A 20,774-nucleotide genomic window follows, 5' to 3' on the forward strand; every position below is an offset into this window, starting at 1 on the left:
ATCCGTTCATGCGCTCGTTCTTGAACCTGGAGCCGGAGGCGTTTGGGCTTTCGGCGGAGTTGTCGCGGGATCTGCGAACGCTCGACCGGCTGCTGGGGAAGGTCCTGACCGAGCAGGAAGGGGATCAGATGATCGACCTCGCCCGGAAGCTCTATTCCGAGAAAATCGATCCCGCCACCCTCTTCACCCAGATTCCCGAGCTGAAAGACCCGAACCGCCTTCGCGGCCTCGCCCGAGCCTTCACCCTTCTCTTCCAGCTCGCCAACACTGCCGAACAAAAGGAAATCGTCCGGGTCAACCGGGAGCGGCGCGGCGCGCGTCGGGAGTCGATCCGCGACGCGGTGAAGGAGCTGAAGCACAAAGGCTTGGATGCCGAAGCCATTCAGGCTCTGATCGATCGAATCGAGATCACGCCGACCCTCACCGCCCATCCCACCGAAGCGAAGAGAAAGGTCGTCCTCGACAAACTCCAGAGCATCGCCCTTCTCCTCGCGGAAGACGATTCCGGCCCCCTCCTCACCTCCCCGCTCGATGTCGCGAACCGGGCGACCGAAGAGATCGAGCGGACCCTCACCGAACTGTGGCAAACCGACGAGATGCGGGCGACCCGCCTCAGCGTGGGCGAAGAGGTCCGCAACGCGCTTTACTTCTTCGAGCGGACCATCATGGAGGTCGTCCCCTGGCTTCACGGCGACCTCGCCCGGGCGCTAGCCGAGGAGTTTCCGGGCCACGAGTTCCGGATTCCCACCTTCCTCACCTACCGCTCCTGGGTCGGCGGCGACCGCGACGGTAACCCAAACGTCACCCCGGAGCTAACCTGGCAAACGCTGCTGGATCACCGGATCCAAGCGCTGGAAACGTACCTCCCGCGGGTCGAGGCACTCCGTCGCGAACTCACCCAAAGCGTAAAGCTGGTCGGCGTCTCGCCGGAGCTGACGGCTTCCCTGGAAGCCGACCTCAAGCGCCTCCCCTATAAGCCGGAAGCGGTCCAGCGCTACTCGCAAGAGCCATACGTCCTCAAGCTCCTGGGCGTAGAGGAGCGGCTCCGGGAGACGCTGGCCCAAGCGCGCGCCCTCGCCGGCGGCCGCCGGGGGCAGTTCGAGAACCTCTTCGCCTCGCCTGACGAGCTGCTCGCCGATCTCAACCTGATCCAAACCAGCCTGAGAGCCAACCGGGCCGCGGAGATCGCCGACGAGGGAAGGCTCCCCCATCTCATTAGGCAGGTGGAGGCGTTCGGATTCCATCTGGCCACGCTCGATCTTCGGCAACACAGCGACGAGCACGCTAAAGCGCTCGACGAGATCCTCGTCGCGGCCGGAGTGCTGCCCGCTGGAACGAACTACCGGGATCTCCCGGAGGCCGAAAAGATCGAGCTCCTCAAGGCCGAGCTCCGCAGCCCGCGCCCCCTGCTGCCGGTCGGTTACACCGGCTCCGAGACCTGCCGGCGAGTGCTCGACGTGTTCCACGTAACACGCCGGGCGAGGGCGGAGCTAAGCGACCGCTCCATCGTCGCCTACGTCATCTCGATGACCCACGGAGTGAGCGACATGCTGGAGGTGCTCCTCTTCTGCAAGGAGGCCGGGCTCTTCCGCCTTCTCCCCGATGGAACCGTCGAAAGCGAGCTCGAGGTCGTCCCGCTGTTCGAGACCATCGAAGACCTTCACGGCTCCGCCGACCTGATGAGGCAGCTTTTCTCCAACGAGAGCTACCGGCTCCACCTGGAGGCGAGAGGCGGGCGGCAAGAGATCATGCTCGGTTACAGCGACAGCAGCAAGGACGGCGGCTATCTCGCCGCGAACTGGGCGCTGCAGTGGACGCTGGCCGAGATCGCGAAGGTGAGCGAGGAGCTTCATATTCCGATTCGGCTCTTCCACGGCCGAGGCGGCACCGTCGGACGCGGTGGCGGACGCGCCAACAAGGCGATTCTCTCTCAACCCGCCGGTTCGTTCAGCGGCCGGATCCGGTTCACCGAACAGGGCGAGGTTATCAGTTTCCGCTACTCGCTCCCGCCGATCGCCCACCGCCACTTGGAGCAGATCGTAAGCGCGGTCCTCCTGGCCGCCGCCGGCGGTGGGAATGCAGACGCCGAGCGCCAGTACGGCGAGGTGATGGCCGAACTCGAGGAGACCTCCCGCGCCGCTTACCGGTCGCTGGTGTACGACGATCCCGATTTCTGGGCGTTTTACACCCAGGCCACCCCCATCGAGCACATCTCGCTGCTTCCCATCGCATCTCGTCCTGTCTTTCGTCCCGGAAAGGCGCTCTCCGGAATCGAAGGTTTGCGAGCCATCCCGTGGAACTTCGCCTGGGTGCAAAGCCGGACCACCTTGGTCGGCTGGTACGGCATGGGGACCGCGCTCGAGAAGTATGTCAATTCCTCACCCGCCAACCTCGAGACCGTGCGCACGATGTACCGCGGGTGGCCGTTCTTCCGCACCGTGGTCGATAACGCCCAGCTCGAGCTGGTCCGCGCGCACATCCCTACCGCTCGCCTGTACGCCGCCCGCGTCGAGCCGAAGGAACTCGGCGACCGGATGGAGAGGACAATCGAAGAGGAGCACGCCCGCACCGAGCAGATGATCTTGCGAATCACCGGTCAAGAGCGGCTGTTGGAATCCGCCCGGGTCGTGCGGAGCACCGTGGAGTTCCGCAACCCGGCGGTTATGCCGCTCAGCGTCGTCCAAGTAGCGCTCATGGATGCGTGGGAAAGCCTTAGCGAAGAAGAGCAGGCCGGCGCCTGGCGGGAAGCGATGCTTCAGAGCATCGCCGGCATTGCGGCGGCGATGCAGAGCACGGGATAAGCCGCTTTCAATTCTCGGGCGGCCTGCCCGAGATACCCACGGGCGAGCTGCCCGTGCCACGTCGGTTGTGGCTTAGCCGTCAGAATAGATAAGAAACCGATGCCCGATGAATATGAGGCTGCCCTTACTGCCGCGCTACGGCGGCTGCAGGCTTCCGACCGTTACGAGTCGGAGGTTCGCCGGGCGCTGTCAAAATATCCTTCGAGAACCGTCGATCGCGTAGTGGCCTACCTCCAAGAGAACCGCCTCCTCGACGACGAGCGCACCACTCAAATGGTGGTCGAGTTCAATGAAGGACGCCGGGCGATCGGGGTGGAGAGGCTGCGCGCGACACTGGAGCAGCGCGGCGCTCCCGACGAACTGATCGAAAACGCGGTGGCGGCCACCGCCCAGGGGGATGCGGAGCGCGCCGACCTGCTGCTAACGACGAAATTCCCCACACCGGTAGTACAAGACCGGGCCAAAGCCGGTCGCTTCTTGTACGGCCGCGGATTTACCGAGGAGACGATCGAAGAAGCCTTGGAACGGCACTTCGGGTCTCCGCAATCAGAATTCTAGGAAATACATGCTGCTGCATTACGTCGTCGCCGCGCTAATCGGGCTGGGGGTGGTCATCGTTACCTCCTTCGCCATCTACCTTGGATGGCTCAAACCGATGTGGCTGGACGCGATCAAGCGGCGCGAGGAAGCCGAAGCGACCGAGCGACGGGCCCAGCAAGAGACCGAAGCGAGGCGCGACGCGGTACTGGCCGAAGCGAAGGAAGAGGCGAGCCGAATCCGCGCGCGAGCCGAGGAAGAGGCGAAAGAAAAGCTCTCCGCGCTGGGACGCACGGAGGACCGCCTTTGCATGAAGGAGGAAGGGCTCGAGGAGCGCCGACGCCTGCTCGAAGAGCGCGATGCCAACCTCCACCGAGAGGCGCGGATACTCGGCGAAAAGGAAGACTCCATCGAGAGGCGGATCCGTGCCATCGACGAGGAGTTCCAGCGAGTGGGCGCCCTCAACAAAACCCAGGCCCGCGACCTGTACCTTAAGCGGGTCGAAGCTGAATTCAAAGACATCGGCCAGCGGCGGGCCAAAGAGGTAGAGCTAGCCGCCATCGCCGACGCCGAGCGCCGGGCTAAGAAGATCATCCTCGACGTGATGCAGCGGAATGTCGTGGACTACGTGACGGAAGCGACCCTCGCGGTCGTCGAGCTTCCGAGCGAGGACATGAAGGGACGCATCATCGGCCGGGAAGGGCGCAACATCCGCGCCTTCGAACAGGTGACCGGCGTCGACCTCATCATCGACGAAACCCCGGAGGCGGTCGTCATTAGCTGCTTCGATCCGGTGCGCCGAGAGACCGCCCGTCTCGCGCTGATGAACCTGATGGTCGATGGCCGAATCCACCCGGGAAGAATCGAGGAGCTCTACGAGAAAGCCACCGCCGAGGTAACGCGAACGATCCTCGACGCCGGTGAGCGCGCCGCCGAGCGAGCGAACGTCGTCGGTCTGCCGCCAAAGGTGATCGAGACGATGGGGCGGCTACGATTCCGCACCAGCTACGCCCAGAATGTCCTCGACCACAGCGTTGAGGTTTCCCGCCTGGCGGGCAGCCTGGCCGCCGAGCTGGGATTGAACACCGAGGTGGCGAAGCGGGCCGGACTGCTCCACGATATCGGCAAGGCGTTAGGCCCTGAGTATGAGGGGCCGCACGCACTGACCGGCATGGAATTCCTGCGCGGGCAAAGCGAGAAAGACGCGATTCTGCACGCCGTCGGCGCGCACCACCACGAGATCGAACCGGAGTCGCCGGAGGCGATTTTGGTCATTCTCGCCGACACCATCTCTGCCGCCCGACCGGGCGCCCGGCGAGAAAACCTGGAGAACTACCTGAAGCGGCTCAACGCGCTCGAAGGGCTCGCGAACAGCTTCCCCGGAGTCGAGCGAAGCTACGCCGTTCAAGCCGGCCGGGAGATCCGCCTCATCGTCAAGCCGATGGAGGTCGACGATATGGCCGCCGCTCGGCTTGCGAACGAGGTCGCGAAACGGATCGAGAAAGACCTGGAATACCCCGGCCAGATCAAAGTCACCGTCATCCGCGAAATGCGCGTGCAGCAGGTGGCAAAGTAGCCGCGCCCCGGAACCCTATTTCCCGGCGATCAAGATCCTAAGATCCTCGATATCGAACTTCCGTGTGGCGAGTTGGATGTGGTCGCCCGGGCGCAGAGTGGTCGAACCTTGTGGCACGAAAGCACGCCCGTCTCGGGTGACGAGGACTAGGAGAGCGCTGTTTGGAAGGTTGAGATCGACCACCCTTCGGCCGGAGGCGGGAGAACTCTCGGTCAGATCCAGTTCCAAGACATTCGCCGGCGCCGTGCGGGGGCCGGATCCGCGCCTCGACGGCGCGATTACCTGAAGCCAAGCCGCCACCCTGCCAATCGTCGTCCCTTGGATAAGCACGGAAGTGAGCACCACAAAGAAAACCACATCGAAAAGGCGATCCGCCTGCGGAACGCCCGCCGTCAACGGGATCGTGGCGAGGACGATCGGCACCGCGCCTCGCAGCCCCACCCAGCCCACAAAAAGCTTTTCACGAAAGGCGATCTTTCGGAACGGCAGCAGCGCCAGGAGAACCGCCAGCGGTCGAGCGACGAAGACGACGAATGCCGCCGTGGCAAGCCCGGCGCCGAAAATATACGGCAGCCGGCTTGGGAAAACCAATAACCCGAGGGTTAAGAACATCACCACTTGCACGAGCCAGGCGAGACCATCGTGAAATTGCTTGAGGCTCTCCTTGTGGAGAAATCCCAGGCTGCCGAGGACCACGCCGGCGGCGTAAACGGCGAGGAATCCGTTGCCATGCACGGCGTGAGCGCCAAAGTAGACGAGCAGCACGAAGCCGATCGTCAGTACCGGATACAGACCGTCGTAGTCGAGCTGCACCCGGTTGATGATCCATACTGCCGCGCGTCCGCCAAGGATGCCAAACAAGGCGCCCACTCCCATTTCGATGAGAAACGCGGGGATCAGGCTCGCGGGGCTCGCTTTGGAGCCGGTCAAGATCCCAGTGATGGCGATGGTGAGGAAGACTGCCATCGGGTCGTTGCTCCCCGATTCCATCTCCAAGAGCGGGGCGAGCCGGTGCTGCAGGCGAAGCCCGCGTCCCCGCAGCACGGCGAATAAGGCCGAAGCGTCGGTCGAGGAGACGATCGCCCCGAGCAGCAGTCCCACCAACGGCGGCCACCCAAGCACCTTCCACGCGAATCCGCCCACCGCGAGGGTGCTGACGGCCACGCCGACGGTGGCAAGCGTGAGACCGGGAGCCAGGACCGGGCGGATCGTTCGCCAGTCGGTGTCCAGCCCGCCCGAGAAAAGGATGAAGATCAGCGCGACGGTGCCGAGATCGCGGGCGAGGGCCGGGTCGTTGAAGGCGATTCCTCCCGGACCGTCGCTACCCGCCAACATGCCGACGCCGAGGAACAACACCAGCACCGGGATCCCCAGCCGGCTGGAGGCCTTGCTCGCGAGTACGCTCAGCAGCAGAAGCGCCGAGCCGACCAGCATGCCGGTTTCGAACGACACCCCATCAGTAAACCTGGGAGGAGGGGGCGTGGTCGGGGCGATCCTTCAGTTGGTAGGAGCGAATCTCCAAGTGGCTTGCTTATCCTTCTCCAGCGGAGCCCCGGTCAGCGTCACCCGGACGAGGTCGATCGGGATGGGGCCGGTGTGCAAAACCGCGTCGTGAAATTGCTTGATCGTCATCTTGCCGCTGTCAACGAGGTCGTGCTTTAGCGACATGAGCTGAAGGCCGCCGAGCATGTAGGCGGCTTGGTAAAGCGGCGAGTAGTTTCCCGCGAACGATCGGCGAACCTCGGCGAGAGCGTTCTCCCGCTCGTGACCGACCTTGTCGACGAGCATGTCCACGCATTGCTGGGGCGTCATCTTTCCGAGGTGAAACGACAGCGAGAAGGTGATCCGCGCACAACGGTGCATTCTCCAGAAGAGCATGCCGATCTTTTGCTCCGGCGTCTGGGCGAAGCCGAGATTCCAGAGCAGCATCTCCCAATAGAGCGCCCACCCTTCCACGTAGAACGGAGTGTAGAAGTTTTGTCGATGCGGATTGTACCGATCGGCCATGAACCCCTGGAGGTGGTGGCCGGGAATCAGCTCGTGGTGAACGGTAGCGCGGGCGAAGTACCGGTTGTTTCCGCGCAGGCTCATCAGCTTTGCCTCGTGGGCCATCGTGTTGGTGGGGAAGCTCACCTGGATCGTCTCGCCGCCCAAGAAGAACGGGTTTTGGAGCTGCGCCTCTGGCGACATCATTTCCATTCGCCAAGTCTCTTTGGCAAGCGGCGGGATCGTGACGAGGTCGCGCTTCTCCACGAAGTCGATCGCTTCCAGAGCGAGTTCGCGGATGAGAGCGGGTTGTTTGCCGGGCTCCACGTATTGCTGCTTTACGTGCTCTAGCGCCTTATGCCAGTCATCGCCGTACCCTAACTCTCGGGACGCCTTTTTCATTTCCGCAAGGCACCAGTCGTACTGCTTGTCGGCGATGGCGATCAGCTCTTCCGGCGTGTAGGGGATCCGCTCGAACTCCAGATCCGCGAGTAACGCCTCTCGTCCGATCGGGAAGCCGATGATGGTGGTCTTGTCGTCGGCCTTGATTGCGACAATGCGTTCCCGGACAAAGTTGACGTAATCGTCGAGGGCGGCGAGCACCGCCTTATGGGGCGCCTCGTTCCACCAGCCGAAGCTCGGATCGTAGCCGTTGTAAAACCCGTACCAATGCTCAAAGCTCCGACGTACCTCGCCCAGCGTTTGCAGGGCGCGGTTCGCGGAGCTGCGGCTGACGACGATTTTTGCGTTCGCCGGAGCCTTGTCGACTCCGTTCGTGACGGCGAGATCTCCGTGCTCGAGCTCGCCTTCCAGTCGTTTCTTGGCGTCGGCGATCGTCTTCGACAGCTCGTTCAGCTTGGTCGCGGTGGCAGGGGAATCGATCGGCTCCATCCGCCGCCGGGCCAGCTCGAGATCGAGGATCGTGTTCGCGAAAGGTAGAAGGGGCGCCATTTGGCGCTTGTACTCAACCGCTGCGTCCAGGGTCCTCAGCTCGTGCCGGAGCATCTCCTCCAAAAGCACGTAGTCGACCTTTCCATCTTGGTCGAGCTGACCATAGTCGATCCGACCCAGCGTTCCGAGCTCCTCGTTATAGAACTTCCGGAAACGGTCTGCCCGTACCTGCGAGGCGGCAACGGGGTAAGCGCGCTCCAAACTGTCGCGATCGGCGGCGAAGCGATTGATGACCGCCGGCATGTCGATGGCGGGAGCGAATGAAGTGACCATGGCGGCGAGAGCGAAGAGCGGAATCATGATGCGTGGGCGAATCGATTTAATATTAAACGATTTGCCCGCGCTAGGAGATCTTTACGATCTCGTCATAGTCTTTCCGGCGAGTGGTCGTCCGCGGTACGCCACCGTTATCCACCCCATCGGCTCCCACGCTGTAAAGCGTGAACCCGTCTCCCTCCACGCGATAGCCGAAAGGCTTTCGGCTGAACGGATCGCTGGCGGTCATCCAAGCGCTAGGCAGCGCGGCCGGGAACTTGCCGGTCTTTAGGCGCTCTTGCAGGAGGCGAAGCTCCGTGTCGGTCTGCCGGCGTCGCATCTCCATCCGGGCGAGCCCCTCACCGAGCACGCTCACGTGCGGGAAGCGGACCAAGGCCGGCATATTCTCCGGCGATTTATCTGCCTGCACCTTGTTTTCCATGTCTCCGCCCACCTGTTTGATCTGTTCCCACCGTTCCGGATCGGAGGGGAGCGCTTTGTAGGTTTCGCGGCAAGCGTGGAGCAACTTCGCCTTCATCAGTTGTCGCTCGTCGGAGGTGATAACGGAATCTTCCACTCCCTTGTCGGCCGGAGGCGTGTTGCCTCCCTCGAACTCTTGAATCGATTGAGCCTTATCGATTGCGGAAATTCCCATCACCGTCTCCCCAAGCAAGGGACGGCGAGGATCGGAAAGAGGTGAAAAATGAGCGTTCGTCTCTTGGGCCGCGATCAGGAATGCGCCGTCGTTTCGGTTTCGCTGAATCACCCGAGCGAACATCCGCTGAGTATTCGTCTCGCAGAAGTTTCGGGCCGCGAATGCGATCATTGTCGGCTCCTCTCCGATGTGGTAGCCAACCTTCTCGGCCGAAGCGATCTCCGCTAGAGCCCCTCGCCAGTCTCCTCGCTCACTCTTCTGCCACGCATCGAACGCTAGCGCCTGGGCGAGCTTCTTCAGCCGGCTAACTTCCGGAAAGCCAAGCTTGTGGGCATCCGCCCACGGCTGAGGAAAGGCGCAGTGCGGAAGCGCCGCCGCTTCCGCCGTTGCCTTAAGCGCCGGGGTGACGATCGGCAGTACCGCAACCGCGGCTTCGATGCTCTTCGGCGATGCGTCTTCGAAGCTGCCGTCTTGGATCGCAACGAGTCCATGCCGAAGATCGGCGTCTTGCCTGATCAGCTCGATGATTTTGAGGTAGCCGGGAGCCGCGTTTTGGTTGGAAGGAACGGAAAGCTTACTTTCCAACTCCGCCGCCGAAACCGGCAGCCCCAGCCCCTTCGCCGAATCCAACTCCTCGTCCAAGCTCAGCGTGTGATTCCCCAACCGTCCCCGAACCACAAACGCGCACAGGAGCAGCGCCGCGACGCCCAGTACCAGGGAGAACAAAGCCTTGGGAGAACGATTCATAGAAAACTCTCTCATCCAACTTATCACCCTCCGGGCAATCGGTGGTCTCTTTTCGCAGCATCGGCTCCCAGCCGACGAACCTCTCGAAGGAAGTCCCGTTCTTGTCGATCCCTCCCGACGCGCCGTCGGGCAGGGATCGCCAGCCGAGCCGATGAGCTTTCCGTTCATCGGCTGGGAGCCGAGGCTACGGGCTACAAACCCATGATCTTCTGCAACAGCGCCTTCTGCGCGTGGAGGCGGTTCTCGGCTTGGTCGTCGGTGCGGCTCTGCGGACCGTCGATGACGTCCGCCGTAACCTCGAAGCCGCGGCGGGCCGGAAGGCAGTGGAGGAAGATGGCGTCTTTTTCCGCCATCGACATCAGCCGGCCATTCACCTGGTACGGCTCGAACACCTTCAGGCGGTGCTCCTGCTCGTGCTCGTCGCCCATGGATACCCAAACGTCCGTGTACACCACGTGGGCGCCGGCAACCCCTTCTTCGAGGTTGGTCGTCTGCCGAACCCCTTCGATTGGCTCCAGGCGGAAGTTCTCGGGGCCGCAGATGGTGAACGGATAGCCGAGGCGCGTCGCCAGCTTGGCGAGCGAGCGGGCGACGTTGTTTCCGTCGCCGACGTAGGTGATCTTCACCTTGTCCTGGCCGAAAACCTCCCGGATCGTCTGCATATCGGCTAGGGCCTGGCAAGGATGCTCCCACTCCGTGAGGGCGTTGACGACGGGCACGGTGGCATGCTCGGCAAGCTCCACGATGTCGCGCTGCCAATAGAGGCGGGCCACGATGAGGCTGCACCAACGGGAGAGGTTGCTGGCGACATCCTTGATCGGCTCTCGTTGACCCATTGCGATCGAATCTTTTCCGAGGTGGAGAGGATGCCCGCCAAGCTCTCGGATCGCGGTTTCGAATGAGACTCGGGTTCGAAGCGATTGCTTCTCGAACACCATTGCGACGGTTCGCCCCTCTACCGCCTGAATGACCGACGGGGCGAGCGCGCGGCGCTGCTTGCTGTAAGCGGCGAGGTCCAGCACCTCTTCTAGCTGCCCGTCCGTCATGTCGTCGATCGACAAGAAGTCGTGAGCCGGCTTGACGGCCGTCGACGTCCGGGTCGAAATCGGCGTCAGCGCCGGCGTTTCCACTCCCATTGCCTCGGCCAAGATACCGATCGCCTTGGCGATCTGCTCCTCGGTGACGATGAGCGGCGGCACGAATCGAAGATTAAGCTCGTCGGTCGCGTTGATAATCAGCTTTCGGTCGAAGCAGGCACGAACGATGTCTCTCGCCACCGGCTTGTCCAAAACCGCGCCGAGCATCAGCCCCTTTCCTCGGACTTCGACCACTCCGGGCAGTTTTGCGAGCGCGTCCCTTAAGAAACCGCCCACCCTCTCCGCATTCTCAAGAAGGTCTTGGTGGTCCAAAGTGTCGATCACGGCCAGCGCGGCGGCGCAGACCAAGGGGTTGCCCCCGAATGTGGTGCCGTGGTCACCGGGTTCGAGAACGGAGGTCGCCTTCTGGGCGACGACGACCGCGCCGATCGGCAAGCCGCCCCCAAGGCCCTTCGCCAAAATGAGCACGTCGGGTCGGACCCCGTGGTGTTGGAAGGTGAACCACTTTCCGCTCCGCCCCATGCCGCACTGAACCTCGTCGAGGATAAGTAGCGCGTCGTGCTCTCGGCACAGCCGCTCGGCTTCCTGGAGGTATTCGGTCGAGAGGTCCAGGATTCCCCCCTCGCCCATGATCGGCTCGAGAAGGACCGCCGCCGTTTTGTGGCTGAAGGCGTCTCGAAGCTCTTGGAGATCGTCGGCGGTTACGTGGACGAAGCCGGGGACGAGCGGCTCGAACGGACGTTGGTATTTGCGCTGCCCGGTTGCCGAGAGCGCGCCCATCGTTCGCCCGTGGAACGAGCGATGAAGGGTGATGATCTGGTAGTCGCCGTCCGGACGCTTCTTGTTTCCGTGCTTCTTGGCGATCTTCAGGGCCGCTTCGTTGGCGGTCGCCCCGTCGTTGGCGAAGAAGACCCGCTCCATGCCGCTGATCTCCGTCAGCCGCTTGGCGAGCTGCGCCTGGGGGGCCGTGAGAAGGAGATTGCTGGTGTGGATGAGCTGCTGCGCCTGACGGGTGATCGCGGCGACCACGGCCGGATGGCAATGGCCAAGCTGGCAGACCGCGATGCCGGCAAGCATATCCAGGTACTCGTTCCCCCGGTTATCCCAGAGGGAGCAGCCCGCGCCTTGCACGAAGAGTGCCGGCATTCGGTTGTAGGTGTGCAGCACGAACTCGTCGTCGGCCGTCTTGATCGAATCGTATTTCAACATTTTCTGGTTCTGCGAAGGTGGTTTGGGTCAGTGAGGAGCCAGGTTGCCTTTAATTCCCGGCACTGACCTCCGAAGATCGACAACTAAAAGTGAAAAGGGGAGCGGGGTTGAAGCAGCTTCGCTTCGAAGGGATGAGGGGCCCGGCTCCCCTAGATACGGCGCGCAGAACGACGGGCCGCGCGCCACGGGCGCGGTCCAAAAACTCGGTCCAGATTGGCAAAATAGCCCACCACCGTAATGTGACGTTACCCCATGCACAATGTGGCAGTGGGAATGCAACCTTGCGAAATCGCTCTGCGTTGACTATAATGGCGAAGCGTATCGGCTCACACTTGGTGGATTTTCCACCGAACGTGAACTCGCGGTTCGCACGAATCGTCCCTTCGGGGACAGCACTCAGGAGGTGTGATTTATGTCTAAGAAGATTTTTGCGCTCGTCATGGTGATCAGCGTTTTCGGAGCTTTCCTTGCTGGTTGCAGCAAGAAGGAAGATGATGCGGCGGGAGCCACTGCCGGCACTGCTACGGCTGGCGCGGCAACCGCGGGTACGGCTACGGCCGGAACCACGGGCGACACGAAGACCCCGTAATCAACGCTGCTCATTTAGCGAGCCTCAAACGCCCGATCGGACTTGTCCGATCGGGCGTTTTGGGTTGTGGGGGAGGTGGAGAAGCGCGAGGCGTAAGGCGCGATCCTTCACGCCTCGCGCTCCCGCCCCCTACCTCCCCGCCGGCTCCTTCGGCGCTCCCTCGTACTTCCCTTCCATGATCAGGTCGTAGGCGCCGCTGAGGTACCAGCGCTCCAGGTCCTGGGCTCTCGCCACCGGCATCGGGTGAGTGAAATACTTGCCGCCCATCATAAAGATCAGCACCTTGCCGATCTGGTCAAGCGGATCTGCGTCCTGGTAGGCGCGCGCCTGCTCCATAAACGCTTCGACGCTCTCCTCGTTGGCGTACCGGTTGAAGCCCGCGGTCATCGCCAGCAAGCCGCCCAGCCCTTCGTCGATCGACTGGGAAGCCAGCAAACCCGCCCGGTCGGCGCTGTATTCGGCCTGACGCATCCACTCGTAGAAGGCGAGGATCATCGCGTAAGTCGCCACGTCGCTGGTGCCGAGCGTTCGCCTACCGAGAAGGTCGAGCAAGGGGATCAGTACGCTTCCTACGGAGAAATAAAGGACGTGCTCCGCCTTGATGTGTCCAAGTTCATGGCCGATCAAGTAATACAATTGCTCGTCGGTCATGTTGTTGACGATGCCGCTGTACAAGGTGATGTAGGGGCGTTCGACGCCGCCCGCGAAGGCATTCGCCTGCGCTTCGTTCGCCAGATAAAGCTCCGGCTCTGGCATGTCGAGCACTCGGCACGACTCCTGGAGGATGCCGTAAAGCGTCGGATATTGCCGAGGCCCGCAACGGACCGAGCGGCTCATGTTCATGCAGTACATCCAGCGATCGAAACCGAGCTCGTAGAACTTGGAGATCACCATCGGAAGGAGCGGTACGCGCTTGAGCTTGTCCAACGCCCACCGGTCGGCGTCGGACACAAAGGCGTCGGCAGTAATGCCGGTCAGAATCTTTCTCTCGGCCATGGTTTCTAAGGGTACGCCAGATCCCGCCCTGGGTTTCGCCCGAAGGTCTTCTTTCTTATTTGGGGTTAGAGCTCCGTGGAGCCTCGGGCGGCCCGACCGGGCATCGTCTAGTCCGAAAAGAACCTTCGATCTTCGGTTGAAGTCGTGTCCGACCTACGGGCGTGATCCGATGTGTGTCCCAGGCTTTTCCACCTGCGACCCAAGAAACGCTATGCTGATTCATGAGTTCGCGCACGTCTGCAACTGCGTCGCGGGGCCGCCACCGAACCAGGACGACCATCAGAAGGCTTTTAACGCTTTCGGCTCCTGTGTCGTGAGCGGGGTAGGCCGCAAGGAGTCTTGGTGGCGATGATCGCATTATCTCTCGTCAAACTGCTTCTCGCGATCCAAACTGGACATGTTTCGGAGATCTATGATCAAAGGCTTGATCTCCAAATCGACGCGTCGAAGAGGTTCGAAGCGAAGAAGGATTGGATTCAGATTCCGATCCTCCTGTGGAACCGGTCAGGATCAAAGCTTCGGTTTTATCAGCCCATTGAGGATCTGACACTCGATTGGCTTGTGGAAGATCCAGCGCCTGTTAAGTCGGAGGATCCTACTTCGTGGATCATTTCGGATCCAAGTGTAGAGCTGTGGCGGGTGTTTGATTTCATGCCGGGGAAATCCTTCCCCTGGATCACACCAATTTATCCTGGGACTCTCGGCTTGCGAGTAGGAACGAGCAAACTGGCAACTCTCCGCTATCGGGGGTATTTCGCAGATGAACTCGTTCACCAGTTCTGGAATAAAAGGGTCTGGCCAGGAGCAGCCATAGGCGACACGCTCCTCGTCAGTCTCCACGAAGATGGGTATAGCGTCTCGCGAGAATGGTGGAAGCAGCCGGATTGGCATCGACTGTCTCTGCTCGCGGGCTTCCATCTGGTCGTGCAGCGACGGCCCACCGAACCGTACTACCGGCCGGGCATTAAGATTGTTGGGCCGAAAGCCCGGGTGAGGCAAGTCCGGCGCTTGCAAGATCTAGCTGGGATCGTCACTATCCACACCGAGGAGGAGGCGTTGAACTTCGTTCGATTGAGAAGCCGGCCCGCCACATTTCGGCTGTTCGAGCCACCACTCTTGCTGGACGCGGACAAAGTGCCGAAGGCCTCGGTTTCTCGCTCAGGAGAGGGCTTCCGAGTGATTCGGCAATTATTCCTCTTTGACGACAAAGGCAGGATCGGAACTTATCGTAAAATTGAAGAGACTGTTGGTCCGCATGGCGAATATGAATGCACTGCTCGGATGTAGTCCCGGTTGCGGCAGCCCCCTATATGCGAAGTTCGGTGACTCAGACAGTCCTACACGGCGCTCTCGCGGCACGAGTCCGGCCTTCGGGTGGTGGGTCAGTTTGACTTAGCGTAGTAAGGCGTAAGTTGACTCGCCCACTCGTCGGGGTCGTCCTTCTTTGAGATGATCGTCACCTGGCTGTCCACGCAAACGAGGAGAAGAGGGCACACGCCCAAGCTCTGCCTGCACGGCAAAAGGGCGACGAGGCAGGCGGTGCATATCACTTTCGTGGCAGGTCAGTCCCAGCCTCAGTGGTAGCCTCAGGTTCATCGGTAGTGTCCTGATTTGAATTTGTTTGGCGCTCTCCAAGCAGGCTTGCCGTGTTTGCGCGTCTTCGCCACCTGCACGGCTCCGGCCACGATTAAGGCGAGACCTGCGGACAAAGTTAAAAAGCTCGCAGGACGAAAATCTAGTGCCGAGGCTCTTGGTTCAAGGGACCCATAAGTGACCAAAAGACAGAGCAGGCCTAGCGCAAGGCAAAAGAACGTTGTAACCCTCATCGGGCCTCGACTGCAATAGCGAGCGCTCGGCCTCCACTTGCCACGACGCGTTCGGTTTGTGAAGCACGGCGCAAAACTTGCGCCCTTTCATTCGTTCATTGTCCGACGGCTTCGACCTGACCCCTACCTAAAAGCCAATTTAGAACCTAACGTGAATCGAACACGAGCTCAGAGATGAACGGGTCGCCATCGGGAACCCAACATCGCCAACGTCCCCTTCCGGAACTGCTAACCGCTAACTTTCTCATGCCAAAAAGACCCAATTTCCCTACCGGGTTGCAACCCCAACTCGTAGGCTCTGTATTGGGGGAGATAGGCGTGGAGGCCTTGGACAATGACCATCGGTGACGTTTTTTCGATCGTTGCGGCGATCTTCGGGATATTTCTAACGAGTTGGGCGACGGTGGTAGGCGTCGCGCTGCTCACCCCGGCGGCGGCCGAACGAGCACGCCGAGCGATCGAGGAGCCTAAGAGGGCGCTCTGGCGCGGCTTCTCCATTTTGCTGCCCGGAATTATTTTGAGCATCGGGTTGCTGGGCTCGCCGCTCCCGCTCGCGAAGGGCTTGGGCTGGCTTGTCACTCTTGCTTGGCTGGCTCTCGGAGCGATCGGCGCTTCCGGTCTCGCCCAGGCAGCGGGGCGGCGAATCCAGGATCTCGATCCCACCATGTCCGCCTACCCCGCGATCTGCCGCGGCGCGGCGTACGTCGTCGGCGCGTCCATCCTGCCCGTCCTCGGATGGTTCGGTTTTGGACCGCTCCTCTTCATGGCCGCGATCGGCGCGGGTTGGAAAGCGGTCGTCCGGCCGCGAGCGCAAATCGAAGCCGGCGAGGCCGCGTGACATGCTCTCCCGCCGCGAGCTAATCGGGCTAGGCGCCGCCGCCGGACTGGCGAGCGGCTGCGCGCCGCTCGCGGCGCGGTTGCGCCATAAGGCTCCGCTCGACGCGTTCGCGCTTCCGGCGGGACCGACAGAGCCTGCGGTGCGGCTCTTCGGCCGCGCCGGCTTCGGCCACCGCCCGGGCGACCTCCAGGCATACGCGGCGGACGGCCACGAAAAGACCGTCGAGCGGCTGCTCCACGCCGACGCCCCGGAAGACCCGACTCTGATCGCCCAAATCTCGCGGCTCGAGGCGTTCCGAATGAACGCCGACGAAATGGAGGACCTGCACCGTGAAGAGGTCGTCCGTCAGCTTCAACAGGGCGCGTTCTTGCGCTCGGTCTACGGCGCGAATCCGCTCAAGGAACGGATGGTCGACTTCTGGACCAACCATTTCAACATCTACGGTCCCAAAGAAACCTGCGCCTGGCGCAAGGGGAGCGACGAGGACCATGTCATTCGCGAGAACGCGCTCGGCAGCTTCCCCAAGATGCTCGAGATGAGCGCCCGGAGCCCCGCCATGCTCGCCTATCTCGACAACGAGCGAAACGTGAGCGGCCACGCGAACGAGAATTACGCCCGCGAGCTGATGGAGCTCCACACGCTCGGCGTGGACGGCGGCTATACCCAGCGCGATATCCAGGAGGTCGCCCGCTGCTTCACGGGATGGATGGTCGAGGAACGGTTCCTGCGCCGTAAGGGGACCTTCCGGTTTGACCCCGACCGGCACGATAACGGCCGGAAGATGGTGCTCGGACATGTCATCCCGGCGGGCGGCGGCGAGGCGGACGCGCAAACGGTGCTCGCCATCGTCTCTCGACACCCTTCGACGGCAAAGTTTCTGGCGAAGAAGCTATCGCTCTACTTCCTCGGCGAACGGCATCCGCGGGTGGAGGGAGAGGTTGCGGAGGCGTACGGCAAGACCGGGGGCGACATTCGCGCGATGCTACGCCCAATCCTATTCTCTCCCGCGCTCCTGGAAGGATCGCCGATCTTGAAGCGTCCGCTCGACCTCGTCGCCTCAGCTCTGCGAGCGCTGGATGCGTCGACCGACGGCAGCCGCCCGATCCAGGAACACCTCAATGCGATGGGGCAAGCGGCGTGCCAGTGGCCGATGCCGGATGGATACCCGGTGAAGCCGACCGCCTGGTCCGGGTCGATGCTTCCCCGATGGAATTTCGCATTCGCCCTCGCGGAAGGTCGAATCCGCGGAACGACGCTTGAACGCGCGGACCTCTCGAAATCCGTTCAAGTAGAGGCGCTGCTCGGCAAAAAGCCGGACGCGGAGCTCCTGCAGGCAGTGGAGCGGGACGGCCTGGGCGTCGCTCTAGCATCCCCGGAGTTTCAATGGCGATAACCGATTGGCAAACGTGTGACGGCGCCGGCCTGGCGCCCGGACGGCGGGACGAAGCCGCGGTAGGCGTCAGCCGTCGCGGGCTGATGGTCGGGCTCTCGATCGGTTTGATGGGTTGGGCCACGCGCCAGTCGGCGCTGGCGCAGGTCAGCGTGGGGCCGCGCAACGCCGACCGAAACGTCGTGGTGGTGGTCTTTCTGCGGGGCGGCGCGGACGGGTTGAGCCTGTTGGTGCCGTATGCCGACGACACCTATTATCGGCTACGTCCGGTCCTTTCCGTTCCAAAGGAGAAAGTCCACCGCCTCGACGGCTTCTTCGGCCTCCATCCTTCGCTGGCGAGCCTGGAACCGCTCTTCCATTCCGGACAGCTCGCCCCGCTCCACGCCGTCGGCTCCGACGATCAGACCCGCTCGCATTTCGAGGCGATGAACACCATGGAGCGGGGCGTCGCCCGCCGCGATGGACCGCAGTCGGGATGGGTGACGCGCTACCTCGAGGCGTCCGAACCCGAAAACCCGTCGCCCCTGAGGGCGGTCGCCCTCGGTTACACCACTCCAACGTCGCTGGTCGGGGCGACGAACGCCACGACGCTATCCTCACTGAGCGATTACCGGCTTGACGCGCCCGAATCGGCCCGCCACTCGCTAGAGTCGATGTACGGCCGTGGGAGCGATCTCGTGTCCCACGCGGGACGCGAGACGCTAGATGTCCTCCGGACCATGGAGAGGATCGACGCCGCCCACTACAAACCTTCCAACTCCGCCAAGTATCCGGACAGCGATCTCGGCCTGGGCCTGAAACAGGTCGCGTGCCTGGTGCGGGCGAACGTCGGCTTGGAGGTCGCGTGCCTCGATAAAGGGGGCTGGGATACGCATTTTGGGCAGGGCGTGACCGCGGGGCTGCTGCCGCTGTTGTTGGACGACCTCGGCAAATCGCTCGCCGCGTTCGCTCAAGACCTCGGTCCGGAATCGACGCGGGTAACCACGATCGTGATGACCGAATTCGGACGCAGGATCGAAGAAAACGCCAGCCTGGGTACCGATCATGGTCACGGCAGCGCCATGTTCCTCATGGGCGGGGGCGTGAGAGGTGGGCAAGTCCACGCCAAGTGGCCCGGCCTCGACCACCCCGTCGGCCCCGGCGACCTGGCCGTCACCACCGACTACCGAGACGTCCTCTCCGAGGTTCTGTCATCGCGAATGGGTCTCCGGAACCCGAGCGACGTTTTTGCGGGTTACGAGGGATCGAAGCTTGGGATTGTCGGCGCGTAGCGGACCGCTGCTCTCCAGAGCGGCCTCCCCGATGGCACGGGCTTCCAGCCCGTGTGTATCACGACCATCCTGGTCGGGTGAGTGGGGCCAGGGGCAGGATGCCCCTGGGACCCACTGGCTGGAAGCCAGTGCCACTTGCCTACAGGCCGGCTTGGGCGAACGCTTTGTCGACGGCTTGTTTGACCGTCTTCAGCCGCACCTCGTCGGAAGGGAGGTCGTTGAGCGGGGGGTAGAACGGTTCGCAGGCGACCGGGCCGGCGAAGCCGATCTCATCGAGGGTTTTCAAGAAGCCGGCGATGTCGATGACCCCGGAGGCGGCGGGAAGGCGGCGGTCGCCGTCGATCTGCTCATCCTCGGTTCGCCCTTCGGCCGCGTCGTTTAGGTGGACGTAGACGATCTGCTCCGGGCGGAGCTTCTTCAGGTCGTCAATCGTGCCGTGGGAGGTGTACCAATGAAAGGAATCGAGGAGCAGCCCGACATTCGGGCCGATCTGGCGACCCATTTCCAGCATTCCTTCCGCCGTGTAGATAAAAGGATGCGTAAACCGGTCGCGTAGGGTTTTGGGGCCGACGAACTCGAGGCCGATCGAGACGCCATGCTCGCCAAGAATCTCCGCGATCGGGTGGAACCGATCTACGTGGAATTTCAGGTTTTCGTCGAACGGGCGGTCGTTATCGGCGGGCATGATCCAGGTGGCACACCGGGTGCAGCCGAGTTCGGACGCGGCCTTTGCGAGTCGCGGAAGCCCTTTGAGGCTCTCCTGCCATTTCGATTCTTCCCCGCGCCAATCGACCGGAACCCCGAAGACCGCGGGGACGATATCGGCGGCGTCGAACTTCCCTCTGGCCACCTCCGCGCCCATGTCGGCGATTTCGGAGATGTTGAACTCCAGCCCCTCGTAACCTCCCAGCTTGGCCGCCGCCAAACCGGCGTCTAGGTTCTCCGTCCGCACTCCGATGTTTCCCGCCGATAACGTCTTAATCACGCCTGCGAGCATACGCGGAAACTTCTTCTAAAATCCTCGCCAAGTAGCATCGGCTCCCAGCCGATGAGCCGATCGCTCGCCAGCGAAAGTGATCTCGCACCTACAGGCTCTGCGCTAATCTAAAACATGACTCGACGAGAACTGTTACGGAGCGCCGGGTTCGGCATCTTCGGACTCGCAGGCGGATCTTCCATCGCCGGCATGCTCCAGGAGCCCGAATCGTTCAAGGGGAAAAAGACGTTCGACCGGATCGTGGCAAAGGCGGCCGCCGACGGGTGGGCCAAGCTGCCGATCGGTGAGCTGATGGGGAAGATTGCCCGCGAGTTGGAGGGTATTCCGTACGTCGGCTATACGATCGAGCTCTCCAAGGACCGCGAGATGTGCGCCGTCGACTTTACCGGCCTCGACTGCGTGACGTTCTTCGAGAACACCCTGGACCTTGCGCGAATGATCAAGCGTGGGCGTCACCGCCCCGAGGACCTCATGGCCGAAGTGACGTTCACCCGGTACCGGAATGGGCGACTGGGCGACTACACGAGCCGGCTCCACTACACCACCGACTGGTTCTACGACAACGAACGCAAAGGGGTGGTGAAGATCCTAACCCCGGAATTGCCGGGCGCCGAACCGTTTACCCAAAAGGTGGGATACATGACCGAGCACCCGGAGAGCTACCGCCAACTTGCCGCTCATCCGGAGCTGGTACCGAAGATCGGAGCGTTCGAAGCGAAAATCAACGCTCGGAGCCTCACTTACCTGCCGATGGACCGTCTGGCGGAGGCAGAAACATTGCTGAAGACCGGCGACATCGTGGGGGTCTGCACCACGGCGGAGGGGCTTGACATTGCGCACACCGGGCTTGTGTACAAGGACGAGCAGGGGGTGGCCCACTTCATGGACGCGTCGTCGGCCAAGAGCCGGATGAAGGTGACGCTCGAAGGGCGGATCAGCGAGTCGCTTAACTGGTCCAAAAAGCTGACCGGGGTGATGATCGCACGCCCATTGGAACTCAAACGCGGCCCGCGCGACTAAAAATTACTTGATCAATCAAACAGATAGTATGAT

Annotated in this window: 15 protein-coding genes; 9 read left to right on the forward strand and 6 right to left on the reverse strand. The window is 62.3% G+C overall.

All coding sequences use genetic code 11. The features are described from left to right. Positions 1-8 precede the first annotated feature (8 nt). The 3 genes from ppc to rny all read left to right on the forward strand — a co-directional run bounded on the left by ppc (position 9) and on the right by rny (position 4,914). Positions 9-2,801, forward strand: a complete 2,793-nt coding sequence (ppc, locus tag OP10G_RS07545) for a phosphoenolpyruvate carboxylase (protein WP_025226498.1) — start codon at positions 9-11, stop codon at positions 2,799-2,801. 99 nt (positions 2,802-2,900) lie between these two features. After that, complete coding sequence (locus tag OP10G_RS07550) at positions 2,901-3,359, forward strand: regulatory protein RecX (RefSeq protein WP_025226497.1); 459 nt, start codon at positions 2,901-2,903, stop codon at positions 3,357-3,359. 7 nt (positions 3,360-3,366) lie between these two features. Beyond that, positions 3,367-4,914 carry a ribonuclease Y gene (gene rny, locus OP10G_RS07555; RefSeq protein WP_038472753.1) on the forward strand — a complete coding sequence of 516 codons (1,548 nt, stop codon included), beginning with the start codon at positions 3,367-3,369 and terminating at the stop codon, positions 4,912-4,914. Positions 4,915-4,929: 15 nt separating this feature from the next. On the opposite strand, the gene OP10G_RS07560 is transcribed toward rny, so the two are convergent. The 4 genes from OP10G_RS07560 to OP10G_RS27270 form a co-directional block, all read right to left on the reverse strand. Then, positions 4,930-6,366: a potassium/proton antiporter gene (locus OP10G_RS07560; RefSeq protein WP_025226495.1), complete on the reverse strand. Its 1,437-nt coding sequence runs from the start codon at positions 6,364-6,366 to the stop codon at positions 4,930-4,932. A gap of 45 nt (positions 6,367-6,411) precedes the next feature. Further along, on the reverse strand, positions 6,412-8,151 hold the full coding sequence (locus OP10G_RS07565) for a DUF885 family protein (RefSeq protein WP_025226494.1): 1,740 nt from the start codon (positions 8,149-8,151) through the stop codon (positions 6,412-6,414). Between the two features lie 43 nt (positions 8,152-8,194). Then, complete coding sequence (locus OP10G_RS07570) at positions 8,195-9,508, reverse strand: hypothetical protein (protein ID WP_025226493.1); 1,314 nt, start codon at positions 9,506-9,508, stop codon at positions 8,195-8,197. Positions 9,509-9,699: 191 nt separating this feature from the next. After that, the gene (locus tag OP10G_RS27270) at positions 9,700-11,814 is read right to left on the reverse strand and encodes an acetylornithine transaminase (protein WP_084178890.1); all 2,115 of its coding nucleotides are present in this window, start codon (positions 11,812-11,814) and stop codon (positions 9,700-9,702) included. A gap of 412 nt (positions 11,815-12,226) precedes the next feature. Between OP10G_RS27270 and OP10G_RS26715 the strand changes: the two genes are divergently transcribed. Continuing rightward, positions 12,227-12,403: a hypothetical protein gene (locus tag OP10G_RS26715; protein ID WP_158409172.1), complete on the forward strand. Its 177-nt coding sequence runs from the start codon at positions 12,227-12,229 to the stop codon at positions 12,401-12,403. Positions 12,404-12,532: 129 nt separating this feature from the next. On the opposite strand, the gene OP10G_RS07580 is transcribed toward OP10G_RS26715, so the two are convergent. Next, entirely contained in the window at positions 12,533-13,399 is an 867-nt protein-coding gene (locus OP10G_RS07580) for a M48 family metallopeptidase (RefSeq protein ID WP_025226491.1), read from the reverse strand. Between the two features lie 342 nt (positions 13,400-13,741). Here OP10G_RS07580 and OP10G_RS07585 point away from each other — a divergent pair, with 342 nt between their 5' ends. The 4 genes from OP10G_RS07585 to OP10G_RS07600 all read left to right on the forward strand — a co-directional run bounded on the left by OP10G_RS07585 (position 13,742) and on the right by OP10G_RS07600 (position 18,724). Continuing rightward, positions 13,742-14,686, forward strand: coding sequence for a hypothetical protein (locus OP10G_RS07585; RefSeq protein WP_144241039.1), 945 nt, complete (start codon positions 13,742-13,744; stop codon positions 14,684-14,686). An 873-nt stretch (positions 14,687-15,559) separates the two neighbouring features. Then, entirely contained in the window at positions 15,560-16,063 is a 504-nt protein-coding gene (locus tag OP10G_RS07590) for a hypothetical protein (protein ID WP_025226489.1), read from the forward strand. A 1-nt stretch (position 16,064) separates the two neighbouring features. Beyond that, a complete protein-coding gene (locus OP10G_RS24220) occupies positions 16,065-17,456 on the forward strand; it encodes a DUF1800 domain-containing protein (RefSeq protein WP_025226488.1) in 1,392 nt (463 codons plus the stop codon). Then, entirely contained in the window at positions 17,447-18,724 is a 1,278-nt protein-coding gene (locus OP10G_RS07600; RefSeq protein ID WP_025226487.1) for a DUF1501 domain-containing protein, read from the forward strand. Before OP10G_RS24220 ends, OP10G_RS07600 begins: the two co-directional genes overlap by 10 nt. Before the next feature lie 139 nt (positions 18,725-18,863). On the opposite strand, the gene OP10G_RS07605 is transcribed toward OP10G_RS07600, so the two are convergent. Further along, on the reverse strand, positions 18,864-19,709 hold the full coding sequence (locus OP10G_RS07605) for a sugar phosphate isomerase/epimerase family protein (protein ID WP_025226486.1): 846 nt from the start codon (positions 19,707-19,709) through the stop codon (positions 18,864-18,866). 126 nt (positions 19,710-19,835) lie between these two features. On the opposite strand from OP10G_RS07605, the gene OP10G_RS07610 reads away from it, so the two are divergent. Further along, the gene (locus OP10G_RS07610; protein ID WP_025226485.1) at positions 19,836-20,741 is read left to right on the forward strand and encodes an N-acetylmuramoyl-L-alanine amidase-like domain-containing protein; all 906 of its coding nucleotides are present in this window, start codon (positions 19,836-19,838) and stop codon (positions 20,739-20,741) included. Positions 20,742-20,774 lie beyond the last annotated feature (33 nt).

Origin of the sequence: Fimbriimonas ginsengisoli Gsoil 348, from assembly GCF_000724625.1 — a bacterium.
GTDB lineage: Bacteria > Armatimonadota > Fimbriimonadia > Fimbriimonadales > Fimbriimonadaceae > Fimbriimonas > Fimbriimonas ginsengisoli.